General features: G+C 60.3%; 6 protein-coding genes. 1 reads left to right on the plus strand and 5 read right to left on the minus strand.

Going from position 1 to position 13,345, the window contains the following annotated elements; all coding sequences use genetic code 11:
• Positions 1-43: 43 nt before the first annotated feature.
• Complete coding sequence (gene cntA / locus PV407_RS21505) at positions 44-1,654, minus strand: staphylopine-dependent metal ABC transporter substrate-binding lipoprotein (protein ID WP_332092042.1); 1,611 nt, start codon at positions 1,652-1,654, stop codon at positions 44-46.
• A 200-nt stretch (positions 1,655-1,854) separates the two neighbouring features.
• Positions 1,855-3,162 (minus strand): sulfatase family protein, encoded by a 1,308-nt coding sequence (locus tag PV407_RS21510; protein WP_332092043.1) that lies wholly within the window; start codon positions 3,160-3,162, stop codon positions 1,855-1,857.
• A 187-nt stretch (positions 3,163-3,349) separates the two neighbouring features.
• On the opposite strand from PV407_RS21510, the gene PV407_RS21515 reads away from it, so the two are divergent.
• The gene (locus PV407_RS21515; RefSeq protein ID WP_332092044.1) at positions 3,350-3,871 is read left to right on the plus strand and encodes a hypothetical protein; all 522 of its coding nucleotides are present in this window, start codon (positions 3,350-3,352) and stop codon (positions 3,869-3,871) included.
• A gap of 103 nt (positions 3,872-3,974) precedes the next feature.
• Here the strand turns inward: PV407_RS21515 and PV407_RS21520 are convergent, their stop codons facing one another.
• The 3 genes from PV407_RS21520 to PV407_RS21530 form a co-directional block, all read right to left on the minus strand.
• Positions 3,975-5,396, minus strand: coding sequence for an extracellular solute-binding protein (locus PV407_RS21520; protein ID WP_332092045.1), 1,422 nt, complete (start codon positions 5,394-5,396; stop codon positions 3,975-3,977).
• 162 nt (positions 5,397-5,558) lie between these two features.
• A complete protein-coding gene (locus PV407_RS21525) occupies positions 5,559-10,289 on the minus strand; it encodes a hypothetical protein (RefSeq protein WP_332092046.1) in 4,731 nt (1,576 codons plus the stop codon).
• A gap of 215 nt (positions 10,290-10,504) precedes the next feature.
• Complete coding sequence (locus PV407_RS21530) at positions 10,505-13,258, minus strand: FIMAH domain-containing protein (RefSeq protein ID WP_332092047.1); 2,754 nt, start codon at positions 13,256-13,258, stop codon at positions 10,505-10,507.
• Positions 13,259-13,345: the final 87 nt, after the last annotated feature.

The raw sequence follows: 13,345 nt of genomic DNA on the forward strand, positions 1-13,345 counted from the left end.
CTCCATCGCACCCTTCTGCCTGCAAAATGGTGTTGTCGCCGCCTTACTCGAAATACATCCGTTCGAACGGAATCTCGAATTGCGTTTGCTTGAACGAAACGCCTTGAAGAGCGGCAGGCGCCACTACCGTTACACTGCCGTTCGTCAGCGGAATAAAGACAGCCTCGTCATGGACAATGGTCAAAATGTCCGCATACAGCGCACTACGTTTTTTGTCGTCGGCCGTCACCATCACTTCGTCGATTTTGCGGTACAGCTCCTGCGCCTGCGGGATTCCGCTCGTCGTATAGCGATAGGACGACTCGGCGGCAAAGGCGGCGATCGTGCTTTGCGGGTCATAGGCGAGTCCCCACGTCTGATTGAACAGCAGATCGTAATCGCCCTTCGATCTCCGATTCGCGATGGAGGCGGATTGTTCGCCGACCAATTCCAGCTTCATCCCGATCTTGGAAACCTCGTTTTGAAGCAGTTCGGCCTGTGCTTTCTGCGAGGAGGAGTTGACGTCGTAATACAGCTTCATCGCTAGCGGACGACCGCCCTTCGTCCGGACCTCGCCGTCTTTTGCCGAAATCCAGCCCGACTGCTCCAACAGTCGCTTCGCGGCTTCCGGATCGTATCCCCGCTTCTTCAGCCCGGTCATATTGGCATAGTTGACATTGGAGGAGAACAGCGTGTCCGCCGCCGTTTCCGTCCCGCTGAAGATGCTTTGGCTGATCGCTTTCCGGTCGACGGAATGCCAGATTGCCTCGCGCACCGCCTTCTCGCTGACCGGGCTGTCCGACTTGCTGCTGTTGGCCGCGATCATCTTCGTATTCATCGGTTCGCTGCGAACCATTCGGTACTTGCCCGTTTCAACGAGCCGCTTCATCGATTCCACGTCAATGCTGTCGGCGCCGCGATCGTCGGTAAAGACGAAATTGACCTCGCCTTTTTGCAGCGCCAGCAGCGTCGTTTCGCCCGCCGGCAGCACTTTGGCCGTAATCCGCTTCACCTTGGGCTTGCCGCCCCAATAATGGTCGTTCGCCTCAAAGCGGGCGTATCGTTCGCTCACATGCTCGGTCATCTTATAAGGGCCCGTGCCGTTGTATCTCGCCACACCGTCCTTCGTCTCTCCGTTCACAAAATCGTTGGGCGACAGAAACACGAACGGGCGGGTCATCGACAGCTCCAGCAGCGTCGGGTAATAGGGCTCCGTCAGCTTCAATTGGACGGTATGCGCATCGATAACGCTGACATCCGCCAGCTTCGACGACAGCTTGATCCATGCGTGCTTGCCCGCATTGCGCCGCACCGCTTCGAAATTTTGTTTGACCGCGTCGGCGTTAAACGGCGCTCCGTCGTGAAAGGCGACGCCTTTCCGCAAATGGAAAGTATACACCTTGCCGTCGTCGGAGATGTCCCAGGATTCCGCCAGCAGCGGCTTGATGCCGTCCTTCGTGTTTTCGACCAACGATTCGTACACAATGCCCTGCGCCGCCATCGAGCCGGCATACAAATGAGGATTCATATCGTTAATATCTTTCGCCGTTGCATATACGAGCTCGCGCGCTTCATTGGGCGTTCCCGCCATATCGTCTTTGCCGTCACTGCAGCCGATCAACAATACAATGAACCCTATCGCCGCCAACAGCCCGATTGCTTTGGATGTGCGCATGATTGTGACACCTCCGTTAATAGTATTAATTACGATTAATCCATATCACGAATTAATAGTAAATATTACTATTAAGTTTGTCAACATTCATTATCGCCTCTTCATTCGAACAAAAAAAAAATCCGCGATTACGCGGACGCATACCGATCTATGTTGTTTTACCCGGCGGAAAAATGATTTTTGCTTATATGGAACGATGGCTATTCGAACTCGTTCAGCCGGGGGCTGATCGCATCCCTCCGGTTCACCTTCGCGCCTTCCGGCACGGGAACTTTGCCGTGAAGCAGCGGGTCGCCGGTTTGCTCCATCCAGGCGCGCAGACGGGCGGACAAATCGCCGCGGACGGCTTCGTACCGCGAATCGTTCGCCAGATTGACGCGTTCGACCGGATCGAGATGCAGGTCGAAAAGCATTTCCCGGTCCCGCTTTTCTTCCAACAGGCCGCTGTCCAGCATAAAGGTTTTGCTCGGGCCGTCGTCGATGTTGGCGGGAACGTGCCCGTCGTGATCGTCGTACAGCCGGATATATTTGTACCGCTCCGTACGGACGCAGCGCATCGGTTCGTAAGCGGCATGGAACGTCACTTCCGAAAAGAGGTCGTCCCTCACCTTCTCCGCCGACCCGTCCAGCAGCGGCAGCAGCGACGTGCCTTGCAGCCAGGAAGGCTGCTCCAGCGCCAGCAGGTCGCAAATCGTCGGGAACAGGTCGATGTGCGACACGAGCGAATCGATCGCACGGCCTTGCTGCGGCAAGCCCGGCACCTTCAGGATGAGCGCCACGCCGATCCCGGTATCGTACAAATTGCATTTCATCCGCGGAAAGGCGATGCCGTGATCGGTCGTAAAGACGATCAGCGTATCCCGCTCCAGGCCCGTCTCCTTGAGCGCGTCCAGCACGATGCCCGCGCAACGGTCCGCTATGCGGGCGGAGCCGATAAAGGCCGCCATATCTTCGCGGTTCCGCTTCGTATCCGGCAGCGGATGGGGAGGCAGCACATAGTTCGGATTGACGCCGCCGTCCAAGTCCGGAAACTCCCGGTGCGTGCTGAACATCCCGAAAGACAGGAAGAACGGCCGGTCCGGCCGGCAGCCCCTTATATAATCGGCCGCTCGCTTCGCGTTTTGTTCGTCCCACGAGCCGTCTTTTTTCCCGCCGCCGGGACCGTGAAGCACGCGGACGTAGCCGAGCGCCTCGGGCTCCTTCCCTTCATGCTGGACGCCGCACAGCACGGTTTCGAACCCGCGGCTCTTCAAGAACGACGCCAAATGCCGGCTCGGATCGTTCAGCCGAAAGCCCCGGTGCGCCAGTCCGATCATCCCGTTCGAATGCGGCGCCATGCCGGTCAGCAATGCGGAACGGCTCGGCGAGCAGGTCGGTCCCGCATTATACGCCTGACGGAACAAGACGCCCTCTTCGGCGAACTGCCGCAGGCGGGGCGTCGGTACCGGATACCCGTACGGCTCGATGTATCTCCCGGTATCGTGCGTGTGGATGTATACGACGTTCATCGTAGATCCGCTCCTTTCGTTTCCGCTATGAAGCGGCGGCTCCGCTATTGGGCGGCTGCGGCCGAGTCCCCTTCTCTATGAATCCGCAAATCTCGACAGAAAAGAGGAGTCGCCCGGCGCAGTTCCCACCCATACCCTTCCGTGTTAAAATAACGGTAATCTGCATTCCTGCAAGGGAGGAATCGTGTTGCCGGAACATTCCGTACCGGGCGAGCTGTCGCGGCGAAACCGCGCGCCCGCCAAGCCGAAGCGTCCGAAAGCGGAACGCCGGGTCGCCGCCCAAGGCGATGTCGTTTTATTCGGGATCGCTCTCAGCTACTTGCTTCTGGGCGTTCTGAAAGCGGCGGACATCGTCGCGGTCGACACTCCCGTCATCGCCAGCTTCTCGCTGGCCGGCATGTGCTTCGCCTTGTCCGATTTGCTCAAGCTCGGCATCCGCGCGGAGCCTGCGGCGTTCCGCCTGTTTTGCCGGCTGTTTTATTTCGTTTTTTTGCTGGCCAGCTCGCTGTGCCTCGTCGTCGTCCCGCTGTCGTACGCTTACATCGGATGGCTCGGCGCCATCATCGTGCCGCTCGGCGACATGTCGGCGCTGACCGGGATGGGCGTCATTATCGGCGTGATCGTCATCAACAATTTGCTGCTCCGGCGCAAGCCCGCGGCGGACAAGTCGCCGTCGGCTCCGGGCGAACATAACGACGTCCCGTTGTAATCCTGTGAAAAGTAAACCGGCTTCCATCCCGCATGGTACGGGAAGGAAGCTTGTTTTTCGTCAACCGGTATGAACCGGTCGACAGACTTGCTATTGGCCTGCGCTAGGTCGCGCTGCCGGCCTGCACGGCGCGTTCCTCGTACAGCAGCTGCTCCAGCCGTTTGACGGCGACCTCCTCCGTCTCCAGCCCCGACCAAAACAGCTTCGCCTCGCGGTAAAACCGGTACAGCTCCGACGAGGACATGTTCAAGGCGTTGAACGAGCGAAACGTCGGAATAATGTCCCGGTACATCGGAAACCGCGACGGCCGGTACATCGTCTCCTTGCCGCTCCATTCCGCGGCCGGCTTCAAGCTCGGGATGCTCAGCGTCTTCTGGCGGATCATCAGCTGCACCCGGTACGAGAGAAGAAAATCGACGAAGCGCAGGGCGCTCTCCTTCCGCTCCGAGTGCGCGTTGACGGCCAGCCCGATCATGAGCAGCAGCGTCTTCGGATCGTTCAAGTACGGCAGCGGAGCGATATCGTATTCGAACTCCTTGCGGCGCTCGTGATGGTTCAAGGCGAGGTACGTCGTCATGATCATCGACACTTTCTCGCCGAAAAACAGCTCCTCCGCGTCCCCGTCCTTTTCCGATAAAAACAGCGGGAACCGGTTCTGCAAATAGATCAAATCGCGGCAGGCGCGCAAGCTTTGCTTAAGCTGCTCGGCGCTGCCGGCGGAACGTCCCGACGGGTCGCGATCGAAGCGGATGCCGCTTTGCAGCAAGAAGACCGGCCACCGGTTGCTCGACGGAAAATGGAAGTAGAAGCCGAGCCGCTCGTTCTCCACCGCGAGCTTCGACGCCTGCTCGAACAGCGTGTTCCAGCGCCAGCTGCTGTCCGGCTCCATGACGCCTTTCTCCCGAAAATGATCCTTGTTGTAGCACAGCACAAGGGGCGAAAACACGAACGGCTGCAGCTTGAGCCGTCCTTCGAGCGTTACCGATTCGGTCAGAAACGGATAGACGGCGGGGATCGGCTCGAGCGTTTCCAAATCGTCCAAGGCGCCGTTCAGCCGGAAATCGTCGAAGCTGTTATAGTTCATCGTGAACACGTCGATCCGTTTCTCCTCGATCGCCGTTTTCACCGTTTGATACGTTTGCAGCCCGGAAGGAAACGTGAACAGCTCGATCCGGATGCCGGGATGCTGCTTGTGAAATTCCGCGATCAGCGTCTTCATCAGCGCTTCCTGAAACAGCGACGTATGGCAGCCGAACCTGAGCACCGTCGTATCGTCGCGGGCAAGCCCCAACACCTTGTTGCCGACGCGCGGTATTTTCTCGATGAGCCGTTCGGCCACAAGCGACTCGAGCCCTTGGCGCACCGTTTTGTTGCTGATCCGGTACTGCTTCGCGAACGCTTTCTCCGAAGGCAAATAATCGCCCTCGCGGTAAACGCCGTTCATAATGTCGCCGCGAATCGCATCGACCATGCTTTCGAGCCGCGCCTGAAACGTTCTGCGGCTCGGTTTTTCCAATTCTTCCATACTACCGCCACCATTTGCCTTAAGATTATGTATCCTAGCATACTAGAAGTTGAAGGCGGCATCAATAACCCCGCAGCGCGCCGCAACCTTCGACTTTCGAAGCCGTTTGCGGAATCGGCGAAAAGGGGCCCGGAATCGGCCGAGCCCCATCGTTTCGCCGCGTCAGCGCCCGCGGTACAGTTCGCCGTTCTCCAGCACGGCCCACGGGCGCGGCTGCGTTTCCCCGGCTTTCAAGGCGGCGATCGGGTGCGCGAAGCGGGTCGTCGCCTCGACGGCTCCCTGCTCGTTCAGCTGCACGAGCAGTCCGTGATCGGCCGCCGCATAATAGCGGGTGACGCCGTCCCGGCGCGCGCCGTCGACCTGCAGCACCCGGTCGGGCAGCGCCGCGCGGAACCGGGTCGTGCCGTCCGGGTTCAGCGCGTAAAACTGGAAGCCGTCGGACCCGGCCAAAATTTCCGGAACGCCGTCGCCGTTATAATCGCCGTACCGGATATCGTTCACTTCCCCGCCGACGTTCCGCTTCCATCGCTCCTGCAGCTTCCCGGCGTAGCCGACAAGCCGCACTTCGCTCTGCTTCGTGCCGAAGGCGATGGCCGGCGCCGCGCCGAAAGCCGGATCGTTCAGCAGCGTCGCCACCTTCCAGCCCGGTCCGCCGCCCGTACCGCCCCGGGTCAGCTGCTTCTCGTTCCAGTACGTATAGTAGGCGTATTCCAGCGCGTACATGCCTTCCTCTTTGCCGTCGCCGTCGAAGTCGGCGAATTCCATATCCTCGATGCCGTAATAATACAGCAAATCTTCGTACTGCAGCTTGCCGGCCGCGTCCAAGCCGTAAATATACCGGAACTGCGTGCCGACCATCACCCACGGCGGCTGGTCCGCCCCGTTCACGTAAGCGACCCTGACGTTCGTGATGCCGAGCAGATTGCCTTTGCGCTCGCGATGGGCCGCATCGCTCGGGAACTTGTAATTCCACAGCTCCTGACCTTGCGCGTTCAGCGCGTGCACGTACCAATTTTCCGTGGCGACGAACACGACCGGCTGGCCGTTCAGCGTTTGCACCGTCACTTCGTTGACGCGCCCGGCCGCGGCGAACGTCCACCGAACGTCGCCCGTTTCGCCGATCGCCTCCACTTTGCCGCCGATGCCGCCGAAGACGATTTCTTCCTTGCCGTCGCCGTCCAAATCGCCCCAAGCGGTATCCGTCACCTGCTCGGAAAACCGATACACCCGCTCCCAATCGCGCGGCTGTCCGCCGCCCTCATGGTCGCCGCCGCCCGGTTTCGCCCATTCGCGCGGATGCTCCTTCTCCTTTACCGCTTTGACGAGCCGATGCTCCATTTGACGAGTCCACGCGGCGGTGCCGGTTTCGAGCGCGCCTTCGCGGATCGGCTCGCCGCTTGCGTCGTAGCGAACGCGGTCTTTGCGCAGCGAATACGTCTCCCATCGCCCGTTCGTCGTGTCCATCATGAACATGACCGGCTCGGCGAACTGCAGCGTCTGCGAGCCGATCCGCACCCGCGTCGCATCCGCCGCGAGCAGCCGGCCTTCGCCGAGCAGGTGGAACTTGCCGTCGGAGCCGACCTCGTCGGTTTCCAGGGCGCCTTGAACCGCGTACCATGCCTGCCCCTGCCGCTTGATCTCTACCGTGGTATCGTTCAGGCGGCGGGCATTCAGCTGCGGTCCGTCCTCCTTGCGGCTGGACAGCACGTTGACGAATTCGGCCCGCTCTCCGGCCGCGTAGCCGCGCTCCTCCAGCACTTCGCTCAGCACCGTCTCCTTGTCGGCGTACGGATACGGATATTCGGATTTCCAATATTTTTGGAAATGGCCGTACCGGTCCTGCGTCCGCAAGTCCGAATCGTCCAAGCTTTCGATCGTCATCGTGACGCCCTGCTGCTCCGCCTCGAACTTGCCGCCGCGCACGGTCGGCGTGCCGAGCGTCTGCCAGTTGTTTTTCAGCATGTAGCTGCCCGCTTCGTTCACCCGGACGTTGTCATAGACGATATAGAACGAACCGTCCGGACTGACGATCGATCGTTCCCAATCGGTCCCGTTGTAGTTCGGCACCGTGCTGCGGCTGAGCGCCGTTCCGCCGATATCCGCCGACCACTCGAGCTTGGCGAGCGGCGGCTTTTTCGGCTGCTCCCCGTCCTTCACGACGACGAGTCCGGAATGATGCTCCGGCGTATTCTCGATGTAGTCGCGGTCGGTCAGGAACAGCCGCCCGTTCGCGCTGTAGTTCAAGATCGCGTTGCCGTCCTGATGTCCGTGCGCCCCGGCCGAGAAGCCGTCCACGATCAAATAGCTGTCGTCCGCCCCGAACCCTTCGCGGAACGTCATCTTGTGGAACGTGTCCGGCAGCGCCACGTCCAGCTCCGTCTTTTGCTCCTTTTCCTTCAAATCGTCATAGATGCCCTGCTCGACGGGATACGCCTGCAGCTTCGGATAATCGTCCTCGTTCAGCTCGGTCGTTTCGTCGAGCTTCACGGACGTGTACATATGGATCGGGTAGCTCAAATCGCTCATGCGCTGGCCCGGGAACGGCCCCGTCCGCGTTCGCTGCAGCAAAAACCGGTACAGCGGATCGCCGTAAAACAGCGTCGCCGCGTTCATTACCTGCGAATGCCCCCACGAGTACGCGTTGCTGTAGCCGAACGGATACGTGTCGCCGCCTCCCGACATCGTGCCGAGGTTGTCGATCATGAGCGCATTCAGATCGGCGCTCGGGCGCAAGCTTTTCGCGATGAAATCGAGATTGCCCGTCGCCATGCCGTAGTCGATGTTCGTCATCGGCACGTGCATCAAATAGTCGGAGCCTTCGTCCAAACTGATGTACGACGTATTGCCGGTGAAAATGCGTTCCCCGAGCTGCCTCCAGCCCGCCGCCTCCGGCAGCTTGTAATATTTGGCGAAATAGTCGCTGCCGGCGATGAGCGACAGCGCCGGGAAAATTTGATGGTTCCAGCGCGGCCCCGTCGCCGGCGCGCCCGTCAAGTAGCCGTCGCGCGCATTCGCCTCGTACGTCAGCTTCATCGCGGAGGCGATCTGCTTGCGCTGAGCCGACGCGAAGACGGGGGACGCCTCGAGCACCGCCCAGTTTTGGATCACAGCGTCGCCGTCCGTCCACATGTTTTGCCGTTCGTTCAGCTGCGTTTTCGCTTCGGACGGGTAACGGTTGACATAGTTCGCATAGCCGAGCAGCAGCTTTTTGTACACTTCCGCAAATCCGGGATCGCCGGTCAGCAGGAAGTTTTCCCCGAATATTTTGATGCGGGACAAGACGTAATGCAGCGAGGCCGCGTCCGTTTCGCTGGAGGCGTTCGGCTTCAGCCTCGACAGCCATGTGTCGACCGATCGGAGCGCGGTTTGGATGTTTTCCGGCGTCGGCTTGCCGTCGTACTGCAAATACGAGGAAGCCTGGTCGGACAGCTTCGCCTCGTGCAGCCACGGCAAGGACGGCGCGCTTTGCGAGCCCGCGATCTGCAGCAGCCGGGTTACGCCCAGCTCCGCCCCGGCGAGATCGCTCGCGCCGACGACGATCGTATTGCCGCCGAGTCCGAACGGATCGATGATCGTCTGCAGCTGGTATCCTCCGTCGCCCGGATAAATCGCGTCCGCGTACGACATGCGCAGGCCGTACAGACGGGCGAGCTGCTCGTTGTTGCCGAGCGTGCCTAGCACGATCGTATTGCCGGACCAGCCGCTCCGGAACTTGTCGCGCGTCGGGGCGACCACGGTTACCGGAACGTTCCAGCGGCTTTGCAGACCGGACGCGATCCGCTGGCCGAGCGCCTGCCACTGCGCTTCTTCCGGAGCTACGATCTGCAGTCCTTGCACGTCCGTATCCCCGTGCAGCGGCCGCAAATGCAAATTATAGTAAGGCGGTATATCGTTCGGACTGTATACGTTAACGTCCAGCGTCGCTTGCACGCTTCCGTATGTGGCCGTTACGACGGTCGAGCCGGGCGATATTCCGCTCACCGTTCCGCCTCCCGCCGTCGCCACTTCCGGCTGCGCGGAAGCGTACGACACCAACGAGTCGTTCATCGCTTTCACATCTCCATTCGTGTAGTGGCCGAGCAAAGCGACCGGCAGCGTCTGCCCGACGACCACGTTCATCGAATCGGGATGAAACGCCATCCGCTGCAGCTCGCCCGGGTCCGCAAGCCGCGAATCGCGTATGCGCACGTCGTCCATATAAAACGTCCCGACGCCGGTCGAAATCGTCGCGAAGCGGAACAAATTGACCGTGCCGGCTGAGGCGTCCCGGAACGCCGTATCTTTGCGCAGCAGAAGCAAATCGTCGCCGTCGAAAATCATAATCGTCTTCTTCCCCGCCGCCGCGTCGAAGTCGACGCGGAACCGGTACCATTTCCCGGTCTCGTACTGCTCGCTCGAAGTGACGCGGGTCGCCCCGTCGTAATATTCGAACGACCGGTTGGCGAGGAAGCCGATCCATTCGACCGGCTTGCTGCCTTGCGGCCCGGTGCTTTCGAGCAGCATGACGAGCCGGTCGGCCGTATCCGCCTTCGCCCACCATTCCACGCTGCCTTTCTGAATCGGCGCGAACGCCGTTCGCGCCCCGACCGCCTTCGTCTTGTCGTTGTCCACGATTTTGACCGATTTCACGCCGCTGACCGCGTACACCTGGTCCGTGACCGTGACCTCGGGGCCGGCGTTCGTCCAGCCGTTTTGCCCGTTCAGCGGGCCCAGGGCGAAGTTTTCGAAATCGAAAAACGTTTCCCCCGCCGCGGCGCTCGCATGAGGCGCCTGAAGCCCGGCTCCCGCGCCGAATCCTCCCGTGAACACGACCGCCACCGCCAGCAGCACGGCCAACGCCGCGCGCCCCGCGCGCCATCGCTTGGGAAGCCATCCCGTTTTCCCCGTCGTCATTGTCAAAATCCCTCCTTGCCGATTGAAAAAATTCGCTTCATAAAAGCGCTTCCAAAACGTCTCTTCGCCCTCTCTCCTGATGTCGGTATCCCTCTTCGGCGCCCGTTTATTGCCGAATAATCGCAACAAACGGGCTGCCGCCATTCAAGTTCAAAGCGACAGCCCGTCGTATGCTTTCCGTTCCGCTCCAAGATGCAGGCCGCCCTATGGCGTTCCTATGATTCCCAATCGGCGATCAGCGTCCTTACCTGCTGATCCAGCGGCCATTTCGCCTCCGGCGAGACGGAGGCGCCGAACGCCTCGTTATGCAGATGCTTCAAAAAATCGCGCAAATGCTTCACCGCTTGATCCGGGTGCCCTTTGCCGCGATGATCGACGGCCTGGCGAAGCGAATTCGCCAGCTGCGTCTCGACCGGCGGCGGGATGCGCCCGGCTTCCGCGGACTTTCGCAGCAGCCCGGCGACCGACCGCTCGTCGGCCGGCAGCGTATACTTCCACAGCGTGGCGTCGTTCGCCATGTACAAGTTGCCGTATGCGTCCTGAGTCAAGTAATTGCCCGCCCCGTTTTTGAGGACGATAAATTCCATCGTTTCGGGCTTGATCATGAACAACGTTTTTTGCCGGTTCGTCCCGTACACGTTGCCGTCCGCCCCCAGCTCCAGGAAAGCGTCGACCCAGACGGTGCCCGTGCCGTATCGGCCCAGCTTCGCCGCCTTATAGACGATCTGCCGCGTATTCGGATCCAGCTTGAAAATATGATCTTCGGCCACGCCCCAGATCATGCCGTCCGGTCCGGCCAGCAATCCGCTCACGACTTTGCGCCCGGGCACGGGGACGATCTCGAACAGCTTCGTATTCGTCGCCGTATCGAAGGCGAACAGCTTGCCTTCCGTCTCCGACGGACCGCTCGTCCCGAGGCCGCCGTAGATCGTCGTCCCTCCGTACACGACGCCGTCCTTGTAGACGAGGGAGACGACGCCTTGATTGCGCACGATATCTTTGAACACTTGCGTTTTCCGCGTCGGCACGTCATATACCGTAAGCGCCCCGCTCAGCGAGCCGTAATCGGGGACGGAGCCGATATAAAGCTTCTGCAGCGAATCGACGCCCGCCATCGCGAACGGACGGTCCTGGCCGTCCTTGATCAGCTCGGCTACCCGGCGAGGGTTGGAGGAGCTCCACGGCTCGGCCGGATCGTATTCGTACACTCTCGCGTTGCCGTAAGTGCCGATATACAGCTTATCGTTCACGCTCGCGACCGACTCCACCTGGCCGAACTGCTGAACTTCCGTAAACGAGCCGTCCTCCGGACGGTACGACGTAAAGCCCGTAGCCCCCAAATAGCCGCCGATATAAATATGGCCGTCGAACCCGGTATGCAAGCTTTGAATCAAAACCGGCGAGCCGAAATTGTCCACCCTCGACGCAGACAGTTTCCCGGTCTGTTTATTGTTCAGGAAAATTTGGCCCTTTTCGCTGACGCCGACAAACGTATAGCCGGGCCATGCCGGATCGTTCAGCTGCAAAAATTTGCCGTCGAAAAAGTTGAACGCTCTCGCGGCCGGATCGGAAAACTCGACGGCGAACGTCCGGCTCGCTATGTTGTAGGAACGCAGCACGTAACCGCCGAAATAAATGGTTTGGTCGTCGCCGGGCATCGTGGCCACCGTCCGCGATCCCATGCCGAGGCCGTTCGGATCGTAATATTCGACCGTTTCCGAGGCCGTGTCGACGATCAGCAGATGATCCGGTTTGTCCAGCCTCACGAACAGCTTGCCCAGCGCGTAACCCATATTGTAGGCGAAATCGTAATTCGAATACGCGTCGGGCAGCAGCTTCTGCAATAGTTCCTGCCGGGCGCCGGTCGCCAAATCGATCTTGACGATGCCGGCCGTCGATCCGCCGACGCCGGCGTACAACACGTTGCGGTCCGCATCGTAAGCGAGAGAGCGCACATATTTCTCGGTCGGATGCACCCGCCCGAGGTCGTTCACCCGATTCGCGACGGGATCGTATTCGAATACGTGCGCATTCGGATACGTGCCGGCATATATTTTGCCGTTTGCCCCGGCGACCAGCGCCCATATATGCGTCTCCGTTCCCAATCGTCCCAAATCGACGAGACTGTCGCTTCCCGGCGTATACTGGTACAGGTGACCGTCGTAGTGAGTGCCCGCGTATATTTTGCCGTCGCCGGCCGCCTTGACGCCCCAGGCCCCGGTGACGCCGGGCATCGGGATCGTTTTGACCACTTCGGCGCTCATCAGGTCGACCACGGCGAACACGGTGCTGTCGCCGGCCCCCTTCACGACCGAGTAAGCCACATCCTTGCCCTGCTCCCGGCCGATCGCCGCGTCCTGGTTAATGAAGTTCGTGATCGGCTCGCCCAAATTTTTGAACGTGCCGACCGGATTCACGTCCACGGTTACATCGTCCACATATCCCGCTCCTTGACCCGTACTGGAAGAATACAGCAGCACCGAGCCGGTTACGGCCTCCGCCGGAGCCATGCCGGAGACGCTCCCCGCGATCCAGGCGCCTTCCGCCGGGTCGACCCATCCGGACGTATTGCCGATGCGGGTGCCCGCCGCGTTAAAAAACTGCAAATAGATGGCCAGTCTCCCGCGTTCCACCTGGAACATGGCCGAGGCGGAGTAATGGATCCCGGCGGTTACGGGAAACCGGTCGCTCTCCAGACCGAGCGCGGCTGTGGCGGAGCCGTCGTCCAGCCGCAGGCTGAAGCTGCCGGTATGCTTCGCCGCGCTTGAAATTCCGTATGTAGCCGTCGTGACGCCATTGCCGTACGTTTGTCTCCAGCCGGGAATGACGCCGCCGACAACCTGCTGCTCGAAACCCGCGTTCACGATCGGAACGGCCGACGAAGCGGCCATTCCGACGCGAACCGGGACGAAAACCGAGATGAAGCATAGAAGCGTTCCGAGCGAAACAAGCAAACCGTTTTTCATCATTGTTCCTATCGTTCTTAACGTTCGAACGTGCATCGAATCACTTCTTTCCGGAAAGGTATAGGCAAGCGATTCGTCGATGTCGTTTCC

The sequence above is a fragment of the Paenibacillus sp. GYB003 genome (assembly GCF_036577625.1).
GTDB lineage: Bacteria > Bacillota > Bacilli > Paenibacillales > NBRC-103111 > Paenibacillus_AB.

Excerpts from the sequence above, each read along its gene's own strand:
- PV407_RS21520 (WP_332092045.1), bottom strand. The coding sequence starts at position 5,396 with ATGGAAGAATTGGAAAAACCGAGCCGCAGAACGTTTCAGGCGCGGCTC.
- PV407_RS21510 (WP_332092043.1), bottom strand. The coding sequence starts at position 3,162 with ATGAACGTCGTATACATCCACACGCACGATACCGGGAGATACATCGAG.
- PV407_RS21530 (WP_332092047.1), bottom strand. The coding sequence starts at position 13,258 with ATGATGAAAAACGGTTTGCTTGTTTCGCTCGGAACGCTTCTATGCTTC.
- cntA (WP_332092042.1), bottom strand. The coding sequence starts at position 1,654 with ATGCGCACATCCAAAGCAATCGGGCTGTTGGCGGCGATAGGGTTCATT.
- PV407_RS21525 (WP_332092046.1), bottom strand. The coding sequence starts at position 10,289 with ATGACGACGGGGAAAACGGGATGGCTTCCCAAGCGATGGCGCGCGGGG.